Source organism: Halodesulfovibrio marinisediminis DSM 17456, assembly GCF_900129975.1.
In the GTDB taxonomy this organism is placed as follows: domain Bacteria; phylum Desulfobacterota; class Desulfovibrionia; order Desulfovibrionales; family Desulfovibrionaceae; genus Halodesulfovibrio; species Halodesulfovibrio marinisediminis.
This window is the reverse complement of sequence record NZ_FSRG01000006.1, coordinates 467,448-488,994: the sequence shown is the minus strand read 5'-3', so window position 1 is coordinate 488,994 and position 21,547 is coordinate 467,448. Positions and strand designations below refer to the sequence as shown.

The 21,547-nt window shown below is 43.0% G+C and carries 18 protein-coding genes and 1 tRNA gene; 15 read left to right on the top strand and 4 right to left on the bottom strand.

Translation table 11 applies throughout. From position 1 onward, the window contains the following. Positions 1–102: 102 nt before the first annotated feature. From BUR09_RS13450 to BUR09_RS13395, 12 genes are all read left to right on the top strand, one after another. Entirely contained in the window at positions 103–3,117 is a 3,015-nt protein-coding gene (locus BUR09_RS13450; RefSeq protein ID WP_074217456.1) for a type I restriction endonuclease subunit R, read from the top strand. Positions 3,118–3,412: 295 nt separating this feature from the next. Continuing rightward, the gene (locus tag BUR09_RS13445) at positions 3,413–4,192 is read left to right on the top strand and encodes a dCTP deaminase domain-containing protein (protein WP_074217455.1); all 780 of its coding nucleotides are present in this window, start codon (positions 3,413–3,415) and stop codon (positions 4,190–4,192) included. Next, a complete protein-coding gene (gene dut, locus BUR09_RS13440; RefSeq protein WP_074217454.1) occupies positions 4,192–4,623 on the top strand; it encodes a dUTP diphosphatase in 432 nt (143 codons plus the stop codon). Before BUR09_RS13445 ends, dut begins: the two co-directional genes overlap by 1 nt. Before the next feature lie 36 nt (positions 4,624–4,659). Then, positions 4,660–5,106, top strand: coding sequence for a hypothetical protein (locus BUR09_RS13435; protein ID WP_074217453.1), 447 nt, complete (start codon positions 4,660–4,662; stop codon positions 5,104–5,106). Between the two features lie 131 nt (positions 5,107–5,237). Beyond that, positions 5,238–5,975 carry an ERF family protein gene (locus BUR09_RS13430; RefSeq protein WP_074217452.1) on the top strand — a complete coding sequence of 246 codons (738 nt, stop codon included), beginning with the start codon at positions 5,238–5,240 and terminating at the stop codon, positions 5,973–5,975. Between the two features lie 66 nt (positions 5,976–6,041). Beyond that, entirely contained in the window at positions 6,042–7,256 is a 1,215-nt protein-coding gene (locus BUR09_RS13425) for a hypothetical protein (RefSeq protein WP_245796736.1), read from the top strand. Positions 7,257–7,267: 11 nt separating this feature from the next. Further along, complete coding sequence (locus tag BUR09_RS13420) at positions 7,268–8,251, top strand: AAA family ATPase (protein ID WP_139296847.1); 984 nt, start codon at positions 7,268–7,270, stop codon at positions 8,249–8,251. A gap of 40 nt (positions 8,252–8,291) precedes the next feature. Continuing rightward, positions 8,292–9,269 (top strand): DUF3150 domain-containing protein, encoded by a 978-nt coding sequence (locus tag BUR09_RS13415; protein WP_074217451.1) that lies wholly within the window; start codon positions 8,292–8,294, stop codon positions 9,267–9,269. 9 nt (positions 9,270–9,278) lie between these two features. Beyond that, positions 9,279–10,838, top strand: coding sequence for a VWA domain-containing protein (locus tag BUR09_RS13410; protein ID WP_074217450.1), 1,560 nt, complete (start codon positions 9,279–9,281; stop codon positions 10,836–10,838). Positions 10,839–10,908: 70 nt separating this feature from the next. Further along, positions 10,909–11,241 carry a hypothetical protein gene (locus tag BUR09_RS13405; RefSeq protein WP_074217449.1) on the top strand — a complete coding sequence of 111 codons (333 nt, stop codon included), beginning with the start codon at positions 10,909–10,911 and terminating at the stop codon, positions 11,239–11,241. 347 nt (positions 11,242–11,588) lie between these two features. Continuing rightward, the gene (locus BUR09_RS13400; protein ID WP_074217448.1) at positions 11,589–12,185 is read left to right on the top strand and encodes a YagK/YfjJ domain-containing protein; all 597 of its coding nucleotides are present in this window, start codon (positions 11,589–11,591) and stop codon (positions 12,183–12,185) included. A 224-nt stretch (positions 12,186–12,409) separates the two neighbouring features. Continuing rightward, positions 12,410–12,796, top strand: a complete 387-nt coding sequence (locus BUR09_RS13395) for a hypothetical protein (RefSeq protein ID WP_074217447.1) — start codon at positions 12,410–12,412, stop codon at positions 12,794–12,796. Between the two features lie 560 nt (positions 12,797–13,356). On the opposite strand, the gene BUR09_RS13390 is transcribed toward BUR09_RS13395, so the two are convergent. After that, the gene (locus tag BUR09_RS13390) at positions 13,357–14,091 is read right to left on the bottom strand and encodes a Fic family protein (RefSeq protein WP_074217446.1); all 735 of its coding nucleotides are present in this window, start codon (positions 14,089–14,091) and stop codon (positions 13,357–13,359) included. Between the two features lie 215 nt (positions 14,092–14,306). On the opposite strand from BUR09_RS13390, the gene BUR09_RS13385 reads away from it, so the two are divergent. Further along, complete coding sequence (locus BUR09_RS13385; RefSeq protein ID WP_074217445.1) at positions 14,307–15,191, top strand: restriction endonuclease; 885 nt, start codon at positions 14,307–14,309, stop codon at positions 15,189–15,191. A 102-nt stretch (positions 15,192–15,293) separates the two neighbouring features. On the opposite strand, the gene BUR09_RS13380 is transcribed toward BUR09_RS13385, so the two are convergent. Further along, positions 15,294–15,380: transfer RNA gene (locus tag BUR09_RS13380), tRNA-Leu, on the bottom strand. Between the two features lie 246 nt (positions 15,381–15,626). On the opposite strand from BUR09_RS13380, the gene uvrA reads away from it, so the two are divergent. Together uvrA and BUR09_RS13370 are read left to right on the top strand one after the other, a co-directional pair. Continuing rightward, on the top strand, positions 15,627–18,398 hold the full coding sequence (gene uvrA / locus BUR09_RS13375) for an excinuclease ABC subunit UvrA (protein WP_074217444.1): 2,772 nt from the start codon (positions 15,627–15,629) through the stop codon (positions 18,396–18,398). A 92-nt stretch (positions 18,399–18,490) separates the two neighbouring features. Beyond that, positions 18,491–19,771 (top strand): NYN domain-containing protein, encoded by a 1,281-nt coding sequence (locus BUR09_RS13370; RefSeq protein ID WP_074217443.1) that lies wholly within the window; start codon positions 18,491–18,493, stop codon positions 19,769–19,771. 89 nt (positions 19,772–19,860) lie between these two features. Here the strand turns inward: BUR09_RS13370 and msrA are convergent, their stop codons facing one another. Both msrA and BUR09_RS13360 read right to left on the bottom strand, forming a co-directional pair. Further along, positions 19,861–20,469: a peptide-methionine (S)-S-oxide reductase MsrA gene (gene msrA / locus BUR09_RS13365; RefSeq protein ID WP_074217442.1), complete on the bottom strand. Its 609-nt coding sequence runs from the start codon at positions 20,467–20,469 to the stop codon at positions 19,861–19,863. A 78-nt stretch (positions 20,470–20,547) separates the two neighbouring features. Beyond that, positions 20,548–21,492 (bottom strand): phosphotransferase enzyme family protein, encoded by a 945-nt coding sequence (locus BUR09_RS13360; protein ID WP_074217441.1) that lies wholly within the window; start codon positions 21,490–21,492, stop codon positions 20,548–20,550. Positions 21,493–21,547 lie beyond the last annotated feature (55 nt).

Below are 21,547 nucleotides of genomic sequence, written 5' to 3'. Positions count from 1 at the left end.
TTTTAGGGTACATGAGCAAGTTAGAGAAGGCCCTGAAAGCTTTATTACAAAAAGCTTCAGGTGCTTTGAAGCAACAGAATTTTGAATAAGGATTTTGTGGGAATGACAAGTCAAACGAACGAGCAGGCACTTGAATCAGCCATAGAAAAATATTTGGTTGGTATAAGTAGCGAAGAAAGAAGAGCTGGAGTATCCGCCCAAGGAGATGGTGCCGGATTCCATTTTGGTTTGCCTACAGACTTTAATATGCAATATGCGTTAGATGAGCGGTTCTTTTGGCAATTCTTGGAAAAGACACAAGAGCGAGAGCTTGTCAAACTTAAGAAAAATAATCCAACAGATTGGCAAAGAAAGCTGCTTGAGCGTTACGACCGTCTGATCAAAAAGCATGGTGTCTTGTATTTGTTGAAGAAAGGACTCAGCGTTGACAATGCACATTTCAATTTGATGTATCCTGCGCCGCTGGCTAGCAGTAGTGATAAGGTAAAGCAAAATTTTGCTGCTAATTTATTCAGTTGCACACGCCAAGTTCGATACTCATTGGTAAATCCGCTTCAAGAAATGGATATGGCATTGTTTATCAATGGTATCCCACTTGTTACACTAGAACTAAAGAACGCATGGACTGGTCAAACTGCGCGCTATCATGGTCAGAAGCAGTATAGGAATGATCGAGATTTTTGTCAGCCCTTACTGACTTTTGGCCGTTGTCTCGTTCACATGGCAGTGGACACTGATGAAGTGTACATGACGACTAAGTTGGCAGGGAGAGGCACATTTTTCTTGCCTTTCAACAAGGGCAATAAGTTAGGTCAAGGTAATCCGGTTAACCCAGAAGGTCACAAGACTGCTTATTTATGGGAAGATATTTTCACTAGGGAGAGTATTGCAAATATAATCCAACACTTTGTTCGATTGGATGGAGCGAGCAATACTCCCTTGAATAAGCGGACACTATTTTTCCCTCGGTATCATCAATTGGATGTTGTTCGTAAATTAGTTAGTCATGCATCAGAACATGGCGTCGGGCAAACGTATTTGATTCAGCATTCTGCGGGATCAGGTAAATCGAACTCGATTACTTGGGCTGCCTATCAGCTTATTGAAACCTATCCAGCTTCGATTGGAGTAGCAAGGGGACGTAGCCTGGAGCAACCATTGTTTGATTCTGTTATCGTGGTTACAGACCGTCGATTACTGGATAAGCAACTAAGAGATAACATCAAAGAGTTTTCTGAAGTAAAAAATATTATTGCACCAGCGCATAAGTCTTCAGATCTAAAGCTGGCTCTTGAGAATGGTAAGAAGATCATCATAACTACCATTCAGAAGTTTCCATTCATAATTGATGGCATTGCCGATTTAAGTGACAAGCGCTTCGCTGTGATTATCGATGAAGCGCACAGCTCACAGTCCGGATCAGCTCATGATAATATGAACCGAGCTATGGGGAAGTCCGAGGCGGAAGAAGCAGAGGATGCTCAAGACAAGATTCTTCAGGCTATGAAGTCACGTAAAATGCGTGGCAATGCCTCGTATCTTGCATTCACAGCAACACCTAAGAACAGTACGTTGGAGAAGTTCGGTCAACGTCAAGAAGACGGTTCATTTAAGCCGTTTCATCTATATTCCATGAAACAGGCTATCGAAGAAGGTTTTATTTTGGATGTATTGGCTAATTACACTACATACAAAAGTTATTACGAGATTGAAAAATCCATAGCAGACAATCCAGAATTTGATACCAAGAAAGCCCAGAAAAAGCTTCGTGCCTATGTAGAGCGAAGTCAGCAGACTATTGATACCAAAGCGGAGATTATGCTTGAGCATTTTATTCCCAAAGTGGTTAACGCTAAAAAACTTAAGGGCAAGGGCAAAGGAATGGTTGTTACTCAAAATATTGAGACAGCGATTCGTTATTTTAGGGCCATCAATCGGATATTGGAAGAACAAGGGAGGCCATTTAAAGTTTTGATTGCTTTTTCAGGCACAAAGGTAGTGGATGGGATTGAATACTCAGAGGCGGATGTTAACGGGTTCGCGGAAACGGATACAAAAGATAGGTTTGATACAGATGAGTATCGCTTACTTGTTGTAGCAAATAAGTATCTGACGGGGTTTGATCAGCCGAAACTATGCGCTATGTACGTTGATAAGAAGCTCTCAAGTGTTCTATGCGTACAAACCCTTTCTCGCTTGAATCGAAGTGCATTACTGTTAGGTAAGAAAACAGAAGACTTATTTGTATTAGACTTCTTTAATACAGTAGAGGATGTTCAGGCAGCTTTTAACCCCTTTTATACAGCGACATCATTGTCTCGAGCAACGGATGTCAATGTGCTGCATGAGTTGAAGAATGAAATGGATGACGTGGGCGTTTATGAGTGGCACGAGGTCGAAGACTTTGTGGCTAGATTCTTTGACAATGATGATGCTCAGACCCTTAGCCCAATTATCGATCAAGCAGCCAGTCGTTTTGAAAGCGAACTAGAACTCGAAAATGATGCTAAAATTGATTTTAAAATTAAAGCAAAACAGTTTGTTAAAATATATGGGCAGATGGCTTCGATCATGCCTTATGAAATTGTTGCTTGGGAAAAGTTATTTTGGTTCTTGAAATTCCTGATTCCAAAGTTGAAAGTAAAAGACCCTGACGCTGAGGCCTTTGATGAGTTGCTTGAGTCTGTAGATTTAAGCTCTTACGGACTTAAAAGGGTTAGGCTTAACCATATCATTAAGCTGGATGACTCTGATTCTGAATTGGATCCTCAGAATCCGAATCCGCGAGGAGTGCATGACGGGGAAAAGGAGACTGATCCGTTAGACGAAATCATACGGGCGTTTAATGAACGTTGGTTTCAAGGATGGAGTGCTACTCCCGAAGAGCAAAAGGTTAAGTTTGTAAATATTGCAGAAAGTATAAAGCTGCACCCGGATTTTGAGGCAAAATATAAAAATAACCTTGATCCGCATAATAGAGATCTTGCTTTTGAAAAAATTTTAAAGGAAATCATGCTGCAACGACGCAAAGAAGAATTGGAATTATATAAGCTTTTTGCAAGTGATTCCGCGTTTAAATCGTCATGGACGCAAAGCATGCAGCGTATGGTAGGATAGTATAAAAGGTAAGGCTTATGAAGAGTTAGGTGCTTGCTTTTTTGCACAAATAATAGAGTGAAAAGTCTGATGGTTGGGGGATGCGGTGAATTGTGAGTTTTTTATCATATTGGGTCTTCTGAACCGCTAGTTTTAAAAATAGAATTAGTTTTTTCTTCTAAGGTAAATTTACGAAGGCACCAACTTGGTGCCTTTTTTATATCAACTCACTTTTGCCTTGGGTTGGACTGGGGTATGTCTTGAAATAATAAATAGAAGTGTGTACTCACTTCGGTATGTTTTTTTAAGGAGATTTATGGTGCTAAGTGATGTTGATATTATAAAAAATTTAGGTGAGCGCATAGGGATTTACCCTTTTTGTGAAGATAATGTGAAAGGGGCATCTTATAATTTGACGGCTAGTAAATTTGCATGGAGAGATGATGAGTTAGTTCATCCAACTGAAGATAATAAAATTATTCTTGAGCCGAGCAGCACTACTTTAGTTATGACAGAAGAGGCCGTATGGGTTGATAGTTCATTAGCAGGAACCTATCATTCTAAAGTTCGGCTTGTGTCCAAGGGGTTAGGCCATATCAGTACAACGCTTGACCCTAATTGGGTTGGTCCTTCTTTAATCTCTGTCCATAATTATAGCGAGGATGCATATCATCTTTCGGTGGGAGCATCTTTTGTTACTCTTATTTTTGATAATTTGCTAACACCGTCAACAAAAGCGAGCACTAATACTCCTGGGCGTGCAGGATTAGTTCGAGAGCATAGTGACGAATTTGAAGAATGGCTAGAGGACCGAAATGAAAAAGAAAAAATATTAACAAAATTGAAAGGTTCTTCTACTTATAAGGACGCAAAGCAAAAGATTACTTCTCCTTGGAAGGAGTTCTATAAGCAATTTTGGTTTTGGTTGATCATGTGGCTTGTTGCATGGCTTCTGATTTTAGGTGGTCCGTTGTGTGTGGATAGTTTTAAAAAATTACATCCCAATTTAAACTATATTTGTGAGCATGCTCCAACATTTTTAGTTGGTGTGCCCGCTCTTTTAGCTTTGTTTAGAATAGAACAGAGAAGATCATAATGCTTAAAGTCAACATACTAAGAACAAATAAAGATTCTATCTTACCTACTCAAGCCCATGAAGGCGATGCTGGTTTTGATATTTATTCAATTGATGAAGTAGTTATAGCTCCTTGTGAAAGTAAGTTAATACATACTGGTATTCGGTTAGAGTTACCAAATGGAACAGAGGCGCAAGTGCGCCCAAGGAGTGGACTTGCTTTAAAATATCAAATTACGGTTTTAAATTCTCCTGGAACAATAGATTGTAATTACCGGGGAGAAGTTGGAGTTATCTTAATTAACCATGGAAAGTCAGATTTTCATGTTAAAAAAGGTGATCGAATAGCACAGCTTGTCATAAAGCCTGTTTTAAACATTAGTTTTGAGGAAACTGTAGAGGTAAGCAGTTCTGGGCGCGGTGAAGGGGGGTTTGGCTCAACGGGGCGCTAGAGGATTTATTTATGAATCTATGTGGGGATATTTGTGATGAGTATGAAGAAGGTTATTGCTGTAGGTTTTATTGTGTTATTTTGGGGGGCAAGTTGTTATGCAAAACCAAGTAATATGGTTGATCCATTAGGTAGCTATCAATCTCGTGATATAATGGAAGTTCTTTGTAATGCTGCAGAGGGGGTTTGGAGCCGAGGAGTTTCTGACTATGCTTTTTTTTGTACACCAGGGTCAAAAGATGAAGTTTATGAAGTTCAGGTGATTGGTAGGCCCCGTGAAAATGTAAGGTTGTATAAGCTTACAAGGGTTACTTTCATGTCTATGCATATGGTTTATAGAATTACCTTGAAGGACCAAGATACTATTTTGGTTGAAGGGATGGATAGTGATGGGGAAAAACCAACAATAAACGGCAAAAAAATATTTTACCAAATAATGGATGGCTATATTAATCGACTTCCAAGTCGGAAGACAGATAATTAGCAGTTTAATATGTAAGGTGTGTAGACTGTAAATCAAAAAAAAATTCCTATATATTACTCTCTTGACCAATAAGATTTTTGTCATCCCTGCCAGTCCTTCTGGTGGGGATGTTTTTGTTTCAAGGAGGTACTATGGAGCTTACAGCCTATTCATCACAGAATATGACAGAGCTTGCGAAGGCGATGTTGAAAGTGCAGCAGGCATTGATGCCTGTGGCTAAGGATGCAGAAAATCCATTTGTGAAGAGCAGGTATGCAACGCTGAACGCGGTAATGGATGCATGTCGTGAGGTATTGTTGGTTAATGGCATTTGGGTGTCACAGTACCCAGTCCCTGTAGAGTCTGGTTGCTTAGGGTTGGTGACAAAGCTCATGCATGCTGAGTCTGGGGAGTGGCAGGCCTCTTGTATGGTGATGCCGTTGCCCAAAGCTGATCCGCAAGGATATGGTTCTGCGCTTACATATGCACGTCGGTATGCATTGGCTACTTTGGTCGGTTTGGTCACAGAAATCGATGATGACGCAGAGGCTGCAATTGGGCGTGAGAGGCAAAGTAGAACGAATCAGAATACCAACTTGCATCAGTTAAAACGTGAACCACGGGTAGATACCCAAGAGCAACAACAGCATATTTCCAATCAATCGGGAGGCCCGCAGGCTTCCCTTTCTTCGTTTAGAGACACTACAGTAGTTCAGCTTCCGCAGCTTGATGGTGTTGTATACCAACAAGTGCAGGCTAAGGATGGTCGTACTTGTGTGACTGCGTCTGGTAATACGAAAGCGAAGAAACCGTTGTTGAAAGAAGCTGGTTTTCGTTGGGATAACAGCAGAAATATCTGGTGGAAGTATGCAGATGCGCATGCAGTTTAGTAAACAGAATTTGCAAGTATAGCCCTGGCCCATTGGCCGGGGCTTTCGTGTTTATGGAGTATGAAAATGCGAAGTATGAATCGTAAAGCAGATACTTTGCTGGCGCAGCTGGCAAAGGGATTACTTAAACATGGTGCTCATGAAACTCAAATTCAACTTGGTGATCGGAGTCAGTATGTGGGTATGTCGGATGTCGGGAAAGGCGTTGAGTGTATGCGCGCTGCCGTGGCTGGGAAGCTTGGTTTGGGACAGCATGCAACAGAGCAGACTGTTGTGGATTGGTATCAGCAGGATAAGTTTGATCAGATTTACAATACGCTCAAGAAGCAGCTTGTGCTGCAGCGTGGTCACTGGTTGGAGTCCGGCATTGCAAATGCGTTTCAAGCCAATGGTGCGAACACGTTTTGTCAGCTTGAAATAGCAACGCAGCATAAGGGCATTCCCATTAAAGCGCATTTGGATTTTGCGTTGGTATGGGGATGGCCTCAGCCCACAGTGAGGATACTTGAATTAAAGAGTACAGAGCGAATACCTGGATCACTCTATACCGCATACGAAACCCAGTTGTACGGACAGCTGGGTTTTCTTGTGGAATGTTGGAATCTGCCTGTGTTTTCCATGTGGGATGAACATGGAGTATTAGTGTTTGAGAAGCTGACATTTTCTCAGGCTGTGAAGAAGGTCTTTGGTTTCCCTTTTCCAGAGAAGTCTTCAAGTGTAGATATTGAAGGGTGGGTGTTGTGTCTTGCTATGTCAGAAGCAAAGGCATTTGGCCCTTATCGTCCAAGTGGTGTGATGTTGAAGGCAGTTAAGAATACAGCTGAGAAAATATGGAAAGGAGCACAGGCGGTGCAGGAAGGAAAGGCCTTTTTGAAGGATATCTCTTATTGCCATGGTTTTCATCCTCTCTGTGACTATTGCGAACACGCCTGCTCATGTCCGAAGTTTGAAGGTGAGGTACTAGTGGATACAGCTTACGATGATGAACTTATGTTGGTTGCTGTTTTAAAGGATGAAAAACGAGGGCTTGAGAAAAAGATCAGCGCGAAAGAAGAGCGTATTAAGGCGTTTTATAATCAGTCAGGTGTAGACTCACAATGGCTGAAAACAGCGCATTACCGCTTTAAGAATACCCGTCAGGAAGGGCGTAAAACACTCGATATGACAAAGCTTGAGTTTGCTCTAATAAATGAGGTTGGGGAGCAAAAGGCTCAGGAACTTCTTGTGGCAGTAACAAAGTATGGCCAACCTTTTGAGCGGCTTCATATCGCGAAAATTTAGTAGGAGTACGTATGAACCTTGAAGACGAACTGAAACAGCTGAATGTCATCAACGTCGATGCTGGTGAAGTTTTTAGCGGGAAGAAGTCTGGCAGAATGGTAAAAGGATTTTTAAATGCTGTGAGCTGCACACCGGGCGTTAACCCGGAGTATCTGTTTCATGACACCATGCGAGATATAGCAGTATGGTTTATGTCGCATGCAGATCCGTTGTATCTTTTTGGACCAACAGGATCTGGGAAGACGAGCCTTATCAAGCAGCTTGCAGCGAAGTTGAAATATCCGGTTCTGGAAGTAACGGCGCATGGCAGGATGGATTTTCCTGATTTTGTCGGACATCACTCGGTACAGGACGGTAACATGAAATTTCAATATGGCCCTCTGGCGTTAGCAATGAAGCACGGAGGGCTTTTCTTATTGAACGAGATTGACCTTCTTGATCCTGCAGCAGCAAGTGGCCTTAACGGTATTCTTGATGGTGAGCCCCTGTGCATTCCTGAAAATGGTGGTGAAGTGGTTCACGCACATCCAATGTTTAGGTTGGCTGCTACCGCGAACACAAACGGTGCAGCAGATACTACAGGATTGTATCAAGGAACTCTTCGGCAGAACCTGGCTTTTATGGATCGTTTCTGGCTGTGCGAGGTTGGGTATCCTGAAAAGGATGCTGAAGTGAAACTACTTGGAAATATTGCGGGTGACCTTCCAGAATCTATACGTGAATCCATGGTTGAATATGCCAATGAGGTTCGCCGCCTCTTTATGGGAATGGGCGATAAGCAGCACTATGGCGAGACAATAGATGTAACGTTTTCTACTCGAACATTGATTCGATGGGTTGATCTCACTGTTAAGTTCCAGCCGTTAGCAAAGCAGGGAATTCAACCTGTGACGTATGCACTTGATCGAGCACTAGGCTTTCGAGCTGCACCTGAAACAAGAGTGATGCTGCATGAACTGGCGCAGCGAATATTTCCACAATTAGCAGACGCGTAACAGGGAGCTTCGGCTCCCTTTTCTATTTAGGAGGGAACAGATGAATGTTCATACTGAGATGACGGCTCTCGATAACATTGTAGCATTGAACTTGGAAGTCCATATCTGGTCAGCACGAAAGAAGTTAACTCCAGCTGATTTTGGGAGTGCAGATCTACCACCTGAACAGCTGGCCTCACTTGGGAGTAAGCGTATTTGCGACCCCAAAGACCTGCGCGTCTTTGGTACGCTTAAAAGCCGAGCGGTCGCGATGCTTGATCGCATTGGTGTTCGGTTTCTGGGTGGTTGGGCGATTCCAGTCGATAGGGCCAACGAAGTGAGAGATGGGTTGGAGGTCATCAAGAATGAGTTCCTCAAGGCCAAGGATGAATTCGTAATCCGCTATGATGAGATTATTCATGAATGGATTGCAAATAACCCTGGCTGGGAGTCGCTCATCGCAGGATCGGTTGTAAGTGTTGATTACGTTAGGCATCGGCTGAGTTTTAATTGGCAGATGTTCACAGTGGCGCAAACCGCACAGTCCCAAGGCAGTGGTTTGGAGGAAGAGGTCACTTCTTTAGGTGACACGTTGTTTGGCGAAATAGCGAAGACAGCAAAAGAAGCATGGCAGAAGTCGTATGCGGGGAAAACAGAAGTTAGCCGCAAGGCACTCTCACCCATTCGAACTATTCATAGTAAGTTGGCAGGGCTTGTATTTGTGGAACCAAGAGTTGCTCCCATTGTGGAGTTGGTTGAAGCCGCATTAACTAAGGTAAAGGGACGCGGTCCAATCCTTGGTACAAAGTTACTTCTGATTCAGGGGCTGTTGTCATTGCTTCAAAGTCCTAGCGTGTTGGTAGAGCACGGACAGAAGATAATTGAAGGGCAGAGTGCGGATAGCATGCTTGCTGGACTTGTTGGCACTTCCTCTGATGCATGTCCTGATTTTGTTGAAGCAGAATTAGATGATGTGAATGAGGACATGCCTCCTGTTGAAACGCAAGGGCAGCAACTAGATAGTTTGGGACTCTGGTAGGAGGAGTATATGGATCAGAAATCATTAATACGGTCATTACCGCTTCTTGCTAGTATGCTTGGACGTAAGTATGGCGTGACGGTGCAGATTGGAGGTAATGAAGCATTCACAAATGGTAGATGCATTCAGCTTCCAAGTTTACCTGCAGAAGGCGATATGAATTTGGTGAATATCGTTCGCTCGTATACCGATCATGAAACGGCTCATATTCGCTTTACGGATTTTAGTTGTCTGGATGACTCCGTGCTGCCAATTGAAAAACATGTATGGAACATTTTCGAAGATTGGCGCGTAGAGAATTGTTTTGCGAAGTTGTACCCGGGCTCTCGTCATAACTTTCAGTGGCTTATCCGGCATATCTTTGTATCAGGAAAACAAGAGTTACCTGATCTACCTGAAGTTTTAGTGCTTAACTGGCTACTGTTGGCTGTCCGTAGTTGGGAGGTTCCAGAAGTCCAATCCAGAGTAGATGCGCATGCGAAAGCTATAGATCAAGTTTACCCTCAGTTGCGCTTTCAGCTAGAAGGGCTGCTTAAAATTATGCGCAGCAACTGCCCTGATTCGAAAGCGGCTCTTGTCTATGCAAAGAAAGCTGTGGCGTGCATGCAGCAACAATGTTCGATGATGGAATCGAAACCACAAGACGGGATGCCAGAAGGTATCCCGTTTTCTTTTGAAGAAGCAAAACAAAGGTTGAAAGGAGTTTGTGATGGTAGCGATGTTGGAGTTTCTGATTACCCTTTGGATATTTCTAGCGCTGCTGAAAGAGTTTTGGAAATGGCTTCGAAATCTGTAACAGCGGACGGCGGTGTCGCTGTAGCGGTTATTGGCAGCAAGAAGACTTCACCTTTGGCAGAAGATTCTATGCAAGCGGTTGAAAGAGTTACTGCAGGAATGCAAGCACGTTTTCATTCACTTATGCAGACCGAGCTCTTGTCGCGAAATCGACCTGCCAGAACAGGGCGAATAGATTGGGGGAGGTTGTATAAACTCGCCATCAATCAGCAAGACATCTTTTATGAGCGCTCAAATGGGTGCGGAGTAGATACAGCGTTTCACATATTGTTAGATTCGTCTGGCTCAATGGGGAGCCGTATCCAATTCGCCTCTGCTGTGTCTTTCGCAGTCGTTAAAGCTCTTACCGTAAATGGTATTAACGTTGGTGTCACAACTTTTCCTGCAATTACTGAGGGCAAAAGCGGTGTGCCTTCGGTACGGCCGTTAGTTAGGCATGGGGAACGATTGCATACTAATCTACATGTACAGGCGAGGGGGACAACACCAATGACGGAAGCGTTATGGTGGGTGTTACAGCAGATGAGTGCTTTGTCTGAGCAACGAAAGATTGTGCTTATTGTTTCTGATGGGGAACCTGATGACGTGGCAGGTACAATCAAGGCGATTAAAAAGGGCAGAAAGTATGGTGTGGAGTTCTATGGGCTAGGGATTTGTGCTCAGGAGATTAAAGATGTGCTTCCTGAAAGCAGCCGTGTGATTTCTACGCTGGAAGAACTGCCTTCAGCAATGTTTGCAATGTTACGGCAGTCTGTTTGTAAGCGTGTTGCTTAGGGCACAATTGAATACCTAATATGTAGTTGAATGGCAGGCGAAAGCTTGCCTTTATTTTTGGAGGCGTTGTATGGATTTAGAAATCTATTGTCCACGTTGTAATGTGAAAGGATACGTTAAGCTTGAAGCTACTGCAGAGCAGGTAGGCACAGTAGCTGGCGGTGCCATTGGCGGCGTTGGAGGATACATGGGGGCAGCTTCTGGTGCAGAGGTTGGTGCAGCCCTTGGTTCCATCGTTCCTGGAGTGGGTACATTAGTAGGTGGTATCGCTGGTGGATTGTTTGGTGCTCTTGCAGGCGGGCTTGTTGGTGCAGAGGTTGGTAACAAGGTAGGTCAGCAAGTTGATCAGAAACTATTACGTGAGTGCAAGTGTCACAACTGCGGTTGCGAGTTTAGGGGGTGAATATGGGAGTCCTTCGGGGCTCCTAAATTCATTTTAAAATTTTTTTCACCTATATCATATACTAAGAATTTTTCCGTCACTCCCTTTTTGATGAAAGTAATGAATACAACACACTACAGTGAATCGTAATGTTGAAATAAGTAATTTTGTTAACTAGGTATATTGGTAGTATAATACTAAACTATATATACATATTACTTATATGCATAATGCAACGTTGTTGTAGCATAGCAATTAACTAAGAAGATATGGAATGAAGAGTACTAAATAAGGCTTTAGTACTCTTTTTGTTTTGATAATGAAAAAATATACATTGAATGTATGTTATTAAACAAAGGAGAAAGATCATGAATAATGCACAAGTGGTTAAAGTTGAACAGTACAATGGAATGCCTGTTTACAATGGAAGTAAAGCCTCAGAAGGGCATTATGTAGATATTCTTAACAGGGTGTATGGAGTTCTGAACTATCAAGTTCAAAAACATAATAAAGTACTCGTAGTACGTTTCGATCTTCATTATCCTGCTGAAATGAATGCTATGCAGTGTAACAGTGCAATATCTCAGTTCTATGACCGCTTTACTCGTAACTTAAAGCGTAATGGTGCTGATCCAAAGTTGGTTTGGGTATGGGAGCAGTGTTCCTCTCACAACCCTCACTATCATTGCATGCTGACTGTAGATGGCAATAAGCATCAACATCCTCAGAACCTTTATGCAAAAGCTGCTGAACATTGGAGCAGGGCTATTGGTGTGGCCTGTAATGAAGTGCTTGTTGATTACTGTAACCAAGCTGGTCCTGGTTACTACAACTTGCGTCGTAATGATCCTGACTTTGTTGAGAAATGCAATAAATGCTTTGAACGTTGTAGTTATATGGCAAAAGTGCGTTCTAAAGAGGATATCCCTAAAGAAGTACATCGTCATGGAGGTTCAAGATGTTAGGAAAGTGTAACTAGAATCTGAAAGTATGATTTTAGCTTCGTCTAGGTAGGTCGTATGAAGAGAATAGGGTATGAAAATTGGCTGTCCTGAGTAGTGACTCGAACTAACTTGTTTTACAGGTTAAGTCAGTAGGGTGATGTAATGTGGACCAACAAAAAAATGTTGGTCTTTTTTTATAGCCTCCTTCGGGTGACTGAGGGAGGCATTGTTTATGGGAGAGTAATATGAGGCGAAGAAAGAATCTGTTGTATATGAAATGCGTTGATGGTCAGTTTGTGCTGCAGGGGCAGCCTATTGGTAGTGTTGTCGATGTTCAAATTCTTGAGGTGAATTACTGGCTGCTTAAATGGGTAGATGGAAAGGTGGTAAAGCGGAGACGACTAAAAGAAGGTGGCCGATGGCCTAAAGGGTATGAACTTTCAGTGGAATTGATCATAGAGTATCTCGGAAGAGATGTTGTTTTTACGGTTTATGGGCGTGGAGTGACTGATGTCCTTAATCCGTATTTACAACAAATTGCTTTGTCAGGCTTAAAAGTTGGTAATCTCATTACTAGGATAATTTGTTGGGGAGGTTCTGGAGGTAATTTTTTGGAGTTTAACCAAGCTTAGTTTTTAAGTTGATTGCGATTTTTTTATAAAATTTTACTGGTGGATTATCGTTCGCCAGTTATTTTTTCATGTGGAGATGAGAAAATTACATGAGCTTATTGATGGAAAAATAGAACTGAAAGCTATAGCGGATTTTTTTACATCCCCCTCCCTATCGAATTTAGCACTTTTAGCACTTTTTTTAGGGGGGTGGGGGTGAAAAAGAGCTGTGTATTGAAGAGAATTGGGCATAACAATAGACCCTAATCGACTAGTTTTTAGCTGTGACTGACGCTCGTGCAGTACCCGCGTCACGCCAGGGCCGACATAAGTCGAAAGGTGTTGTTTTGTTATGGTGTTAAAAAAGAGCTTGAGGAGGAACTCCTTTGTTACTGATTAAAGGACTTGGCCACTACACTTAAAGGTTCGTGAATTATGTTTGTTTGCCTAAGATTTTTAAGTTGTTATGATTTAAATTTAGAAGAATGGCAAAGCGGTATGGGAAATCTTGGGAAGGGAAATAAAAAATCCTCTGGAGTTTTATCCAGAGGATTTAATTGCTTAAAAGTATTTTTAATGAGCTACCTTACGAGGCGGAGATATTCCTTTTGTGCTTCGATATGGCAACGAAGAATAAATTTTATGAAATCAGAATCATTAGTATGAGCCTTCTCTAGGCTTGCAATGTACTCACTGCGGAGAACTGGGGGAATAATTGTGACGAGATATCCAGCCTGGATAAGTAGTAAGTTCATAAGTAGTCTGCTCACTCTGCCATTTCCATCCACAAAAGGGTGGATGAACACAAGTTCTTTATGGGCTTGAGCGGCGAATACTACAGGATGCAGCTCTTTTTTCATCTCAGGAAGTTTGCTGAAGAGATCGGTCATTAAAGACTGCACTTCTTCTGGCTTTGGAAAGCTGTACTTTGAACCTGATAAGAAGATTCTCTTTTCTCTGTATGTCCCTGCCTGATCTTTATCTATACGGCCATAAACTAAGCTATGGATTTTAAGTAGATCTTCTTCAGACAGTAAATTGCCTGATGCAATGTCGTGAATGAATGAGAAAGCTTCGCTATGTCCCAGCACTTCCATATGTTCTTTGATGGATTTACCACCAATAGTAAGCCCATCCTCGATAATAACCTTCGTCTCACTTTCTGTAAGCGAGTTACCTTCAAGGGCGTTGCTGCTATAAGTTAGGCCGATTCGATAGTACTCTTTGAGTTGGGATAGCTCGTCTTCATCTAACGGACGAAGTGATGTGATTTCTTCTTGAAGATTGTCGATTCGTTTTAATTCATTCGCGAACATCTTTCTTCCATTTTCATTGAGGATATTAAAGAAGCCCTAATGTACCAGTTTGTCAATTGATACGCTAGCAGTGAGAATGTGTAGGATTGTTTCTTTAAGAGTTTTGTGTTTGTTTAAGTGCCTATAAAAAATATTTTTTGTTGTGTGGCAAGAGAGAGCGGGCTTTGTTCCTTGGTAAGAATTGGTGTTGCTATGATAGTCTCATAGAGGGGTGTATGTTAGATTTTACTGAATTGTCAGAAGATGGAATAGAGTTTGAACAAATGATTCGTGAAATGCTCTTTGCTTTGGGGTACAAAGTGTTTTGGAGTGGAGCGGGGGCTGATGGAGGAAAGGATCTGATCTGCTTCGAAGAGCATAAAAGTATATTCGCTTCTTGTAAAAGAAAATGGCTAGTGCAATGTAAGCACAAAGCAATTTCTGGCCGTGCTGTTGGTGTTGGAGACTTAGGTGATATAGTGGGGGCATGTCGCCATCATCAGTGTGATGGGTATTTATTGGCGACAACGACATATCCATCTTCTGCTGTAATTTCAAGGCTTGAGGGTGTTGCTGCTGATCCAAGAGATAATCTGACCACAGGTTGTTGGGATGCAGTCGAGCTTGAACGAATGTTAAGTACGGCTGAGTTGTGGGGGATTGCGCAAAGGTATTTACCAGAAAGCGCTACTGGTTGGAAGATTTACGCTAGTGAAAGACCAAATCATTGGACTGCTAACTATAGAGGGTATTACTTTCATATAGTAAATAGGATAGGCTCAGAGTGTATGGCTCATTTGCCGTTGATTGATGATGAACTTAATCGACTTGAGTGGTTATCGAGAGAGAAATTTCCAGAAAAGCACTTTATGCGACTACGCTCAATATATTTTGATGACAAAAGTGGTTGTTACACTCTTTATGCAGATTATATGCATCCGTTTGATAGTAAGCCTGTGATGGGAAATGAAGAGTTTGAAAAAGAATTAGAGGGAGAATGGAATGTTCACTATTCAATTAAGGTTAGGGATTATTTAGAGTTTAGTGACCACTATGATCCAGATCATTATGATTTCTATGACGAGCATATGGGGAAGTTTCTATTAGGTCTTTCTAGATAAGCAGAAACAAAAAGTTGTACAGAAGTTGTACAAAATGAAACTTTAAAAAACAGGAACGAAAAAAGGCACTCACGTATTCCTACGTAAGTGCCTGTTTTTACATGGTACCGAGAGAGAGACTCGAACTCTCAAGGGCGTACACCCGGCGGATTTTGAATCCGCTGCGTCTACCAATTCCGCCATCCCGGCATGTGTGAGAAGGTGTTTATGGGAACTAAGGTCCGCTGTCAACAAGTTTAGTAATTCTTTTTCATTTTTCTGAAAAAACATAGCTGGCTGGGGAGTGTTTGTGAAGAATTAGAGCATGATTTTCTGCCAATTTTGCTTTTCCACACTTCAGGGGTTGCCTAAACTGGAGAACTGGTTACATACTTCTAGTGTCTACGCTTAATGATAACTAGTTACTAATAGTGCAATGCACATATGAGATAATATATGACCAAAGATAATGTTATTCATATAGAAGGTGCCCGTCAGCATAATTTGAAAGATCTCACACTCGATATCCCGAGAGATGAGCTTGTTGTTGTGTGCGGTCCGTCCGGTTCTGGCAAATCTACTCTTGCTTTTGATCTTATATATGCTGAAGGACAGCGTCGCTATGTCGAGTCCCTTTCTGCGTATGCTCGTCAGTTTTTGCCGCAGATGGACAAGCCGGATGTGGATAAAATTGAGGGGCTTTCTCCTGCCATATCTTTGGAGCAAACTGCTTCTACCCGTAACCCGCGTTCTACTGTTGGGACAGTGACAGAAATTTATGACTTCTTGCGAGTGTTCTATGCACGTCTTGGAACCATGTACTGCCCAAAATGTAATAAGCCGATTGCTGCGCGTGCTGCTGATGAAATTATTAATGAAATTTTAGAGCTTGAAACCGGCACAAAGTTTATGGTGCTGGCCCCGCTTGTTGAGCATCAGAAGGGTACTCATGCTGAGAGATTTAAGAAGCTGAAGGCACAGGGATTCGTGCGTGTGCGTATCAATGATGAAATGCATACTCTTGATAACCCTCCGGCTCTTGAGAAAAACAAAAAGCACACTATTGATCTGGTTATTGACCGTCTTGTTATCAAAGAAGGTTTGCGTGGACGTTTGGCAGATTCAGTTGAACTTGCGCTTAAGTATGGTGAAGGGCGCCTTATCGTTTCAATTGTTGGCGGTGAAGACAGAATTCTTTCCACAGAGTCAGTGTGTCCTACCTGTAAGGTCAGTTTACCTCGCCTTTCTCCTCAATTGTTTTCTTTTAACAGTCCGCAGGGGGCTTGTTCCCGCTGTTCAGGTATCGGTTCTGTAGATTATTTTGAACCGAATTTGCTTGCGCCGAACAAAGGGTTGTCTCTTAAGGGGGGTGGTTTGTTACCTTGGAAGAACCCTAAGGTAATGGAGCGCTATGCGGATGACTTGAAGGCGTTAGGTAAAAAGAACGGCTTTACGTTGGATACGCCTTTTGCTGAGTTTTCTGAAAAAGCTTGGAAAGCATTGTTTCATGGTCATGATGACTGGCCGGGCGTGGTCTCTTTACTTGACCGTGGTATGCAGTTTGGTCATGCATGGCGCGATGAGCTTTCTCGTTACAGGCAAAGCCACCCTTGTCCGGTTTGTGGCGGTGCACGTTTGAAAAATGAGTCCCTTTCAGTTCGGGTCGGAGAACATTCTATTTATGATTTCTGCTCGTTGTCCATTTGGCGAGCACTCGAATGGTTGCAGCAGCAAGAGTTTTCTGAATCACAGATGGTGGTTGCAGAACCGTTGTTGAAAGAACTGACCCATCGTCTTGGCTTTATGGTGAACGTAGGGCTTGATTACATTTCTCTCAGTCGTAACATGTCTACCCTTTCCGGCGGTGAGGCACAGCGAATTCGTCTTGCATCTCAGCTTGGTTCCGGCCTTGTAGGCGTAACATATGTATTGGACGAACCTTCTATCGGTTTGCATCCAAAAGATAATGTTCGCCTTATTAATACCCTTCGTAGCTTGCAGCGGCGCGGTAACACTGTGCTTGTTGTTGAGCATGATGAAGCAACCATGCGTGAAGCTGATACGTTGATAGAGCTTGGGCCCGGTTCCGGTATGCTTGGTGGCGAAATTATGTTTAACGGCTCTGTTGAAAAAATGCTTAACGAAGCAGATACACTGACTGCAAAGTACTTGCGTGGTGAGATGGTAATTGCTGTACCGGAAGAGCGCAGAGTGGCTGAGCGTGAGTTGGTGTTACAGGGCGTTTCTACAAACAATTTGCAAAATCTGGATGTGAAATTTCCTCTTGGTACCCTTACCTGTGTAACCGGCCCTTCAGGTTCCGGTAAGAGTTCTCTTGTTGTGGATTCACTGTACAAGCACATTGCGCTGTCAAAATCTATTAAAGTGGATAACCCAGGGCAGATTAAGGGGATTAAGGGGCTGGAAGATATTGAACGCATAGTCTCTATCGATCAGACTCCAATTGGACGTACTCCGCGTTCCAACCCTGCTACCTATACAAAAATCTTTGATGAAATCCGTAACATCTTTGCCATGACACCTGATGCTAAAAAGCGTGGTTATAAACCGGGACGTTTCAGTTTTAACGTACGCGGTGGACGTTGTGAGGCATGCAGTGGTGATGGTCAGATTCGTGTTGAAATGCATTTCCTTCCGGATGTGTACGTAACTTGTGATGTCTGTGGCGGTAAACGTTATAGTCATGAGACATTGGAGGTTCGTTATAAAGATAAGAATATTGCTGACGTGTTGAACATGACTGTACGTCAGGCAAAAGCATTCTTTGAGAATCACCCGACACTGAAAAGGCGTTTATCTGTGCTTGAGGATGTGGGGCTTGAATACATCCGTCTTGGTCAGCCTGCGACAACTCTTTCCGGCGGTGAAGCACAACGTATCAAGATTTCCAGAGAGCTTGGCAAGCGTAATTTGCCAGGAACATTGTATATTCTTGATGAGCCGACAACTGGGCTGCATATGCATGAGGTCGGTAAGTTGATACGTGTACTGCAAAAATTGGTGGATAAAGGCGCAACCGTGATTGTTATTGAACATAACACTGATGTGATTATGGCTGCTGACTATGTTATCGACCTTGGTCCTGGTGGCGGTGAAAATGGCGGACGTGTTGTATCTGCGGGCACTCCAGAGGAAATTATCAACGACAGTAACTCTGTCACCGGTGCATATTTAGTTGCAGAGCAGGCAGTTAGGAATAGTTCATAGTTGCTATTTCTATGTTGGGCAGGTATCACTATACGTACTAGAGTTATGCTTTTATAATCTGATTTGTTATTTCTATCCGTAATGAGGAAAATATGGATCGAAGAGGTTTTCGAAATCAGTATGGATTTGAGGAGGTGTATAGCGCTTTATTCGTCGACTTCGACAATATCTACACGCGCTTGGAAGAGATAGAGCCAGCAGCGGCTCATGTGTTTGCAACTAACCCTCAGCGCTGGCTTAAGTGGTTGGAAACTCATGCAGTACGTATGTTGTATGGTGAAGGAGTTCGCCGTCGAATTTTAATGCGTTGCTGTTATCTCAATCCGCACTGTTATCATCAATTCAGGCCCTTTTTTATCCGCGCAGCATTTAACGTGATTGATTGCCCGCCTCTTACTAATCAGGGTAAGACAAGTGCAGATATTCATCTCGTAATGGATGCGATGGATACGTTGAGCCACAAAACACATTTTGATGAATTTATTATACTTTCCGGTGATGCGGATTTTACGCCGCTTCTGATTAGATTGCAGGAGCATGCGCGTCGTACTCTGGTGCTTTCAGTTGGCTATGCATCCCCAGCGTATACCGCAGCAAGCTCATGGCGTATCCGTGAAGACTGGTTTGTACAGCAAGCTCTTGAAGAAAAAGGGCTTGAAGAGTATCCGGCACAGCCTCAGACAGAACAAGAGGAAAAACCAACCGCCGACACAACAGACATTATTAATCGTGGGTCTGATGTTGTTAAAAAGATGGTGCAAGATTCTTCTTCTCCGGTACCTCTTGCGCAGTTGTCGCATAATCTCCAAAAAGAACTGGACGCAGGGCATGACTGGTTCGGTTACGGGAGATTTCGCGAATTTTTAGAAGCGCTTGAACTTGGTGAGCTGGAAATATCAAATGTTGTTCCGGGATATGTGTATGATCCAGGACGACATGATGAGCCGGAAGAAACGAGTGTTCGAGCAGAATTTAAAACACAGTATCCGGAATTGTTCGACTTTGCTCTCAGAGTTCATCGTCTTACAGATGTTCCACTGTTAATGCCTGTACACTACAATCAACTTCTTCAGTTTATTGTAGATGAAGTAAATGAGAACGGCTTCTTCCTCACAAATACATCACGCAATGTCCGTGATAAGTGTGTAGAAGCGGGCGTGCCAGTTGGCAGAGCGCATGTTAACTTTGTTCTCGTAGGCATTTCACGCGGTGGCTACCCGCTTTCTGAACAGGATGTGGTAGAACTGGATGAAGTGAAAAAGGCATTTATGCGTAACGTAAAGGACTTATGCAGCCGAACTCAGTTCGATTTGCGTAGTGATGAAATCAGACTTCTGTTTGAGTGGATGTCATTTAAGCAGGAAAAAGAATAGCTCTAAAAGAAAGCTGGAAGCGTGTGCTCCCAGCTTTCTTATTTTTCGTGTAGTTAGAACGCCTTTCACAGTAGAAAGGCGTTTTTTTATCAATGCGTATAATCGATGCCCCAAAGTTCCATGAGGCGGGCATCTCTTCCGCAACGGTAGCGATAGAATTTATATCGAATGGGGTTTGTTAGGTAATAGTTCTGATGGTAGTCTTCTGCAGGCCAGAACTCGTTTGCTTTAATGATCATTGTAGCCACAGGCTGCTTAAAGCGTTCTTCAACCTTTTCTTTGCTGGCTTCTGCCTCTTTTTTTTCTGTTTGGTTTGCGTAGAAAATTGCACTTCGATAGGTGGAACCTTTGTCACAGAACTGGCCTTGAGCATCGAGCGGGTCAATGTTGTGCCAGAAGATTTTGAGCAGCCCTTGAAAGGTGACTTTTTCAGGGTCGTAGATAACTTTGATAGCCTCGTAATGGCCGGTAGTTCCGGTTCCTATCTGTTCATATGTTGGATTTGTTGTTGTGCCGCCTGTGTACCCGACTATGGTATCAAGTACACCGTGTACTTTGTCGAACGCGGGTTGCATGCACCAGAAACAGCCACCTGCAAAAACAGCAGAAGCTTTAGGCGCCGCAGTCGCATGTGAGGTAAAACTTCCCATAACGCTCACCAGAAGTAGTGCTAAAAGAGTTGGTTTATATGTAAACATAACTCCGCTCCTTTGAGATACAACCGTAAGTTTAGCACAGCGAAAATAGAACAGGGCATGAGCCGGAGGATAAAAAGCTTAACCTTTCATGTACCTTTGTTTCCAGAAGCGCTCTATTTCTTCACGGCCTCGAATTATCAGGCGCATATAATCTAATTCAAGCTCCTGCATTTCGGTATCATTCTTACGGAGCCATTCAGAGAGCCATGCGAAGCGAAGAGCCAGAATTGTTGGAACGAGCTGATGAATGTTAGCAGCAAAAGCTTCATTCTTTGTGTACAGCGTTGCTATTAGTTCCGGTACGAGACCGTTAATCAACCAGTTAGGATGTTCAATGCCCACGCAGCCAATGCAGTTGGCTGCGTCATAGAGAACAATCTTTTCTCCGGTAAATTCCCAGTCAATGACGCCTGCGATGTCTTTATCCTGCCAAACAATATTCAGCGGATGACAATCCCCATGCGCCAATGCAAGCGGAATTGAGTCCTGTTCTGCAAAGAACGTATCCAGATGTGGTAGGATCGTTTTAAGTTGACTGGCCATATCTGGTCTGTGTTTAGTAATGGTGCTTACAATCTTTGCTACATACTCCGGCAAGGATGGTGTGGAGCAGGTTGGCGTTACAATATTTTTCCCAGCGGCCTGAAGTGAGGTAATGAACTCCCCAATGGCTCGACCACGCTCTTTATCTGCACAGTAGGCAGGTCTTGGGAGATTGGTACCAATAATAAATGGTGTCATCTGGTATGGTACGTCATTATGGATTACTACAGTTTGCCCATCGGTTGATTGGGCGGGGGCATGGATGAACGGCACATTTTCGTTCCATAAGTCCGTAAGAAGTGTGCCCACAGTGTTGCGCCAGTTGGCTTGAGCTTCTTTAAGCTTTTCCACAAGCCATAAGTTTCCGTCTTTATCCTCAGCAACAAAACGCGCAAGACAACGTTCAGGACTCCCGGGGATTTCTATGTCGGAACGCATCCGTCCGAATGAAAGAGAGAATTTATTAAAAAGAGTGTTCATGATACATAAAGAGAATAGTAATTAGTATTAATAATGAACAATACATTGTGCGGAT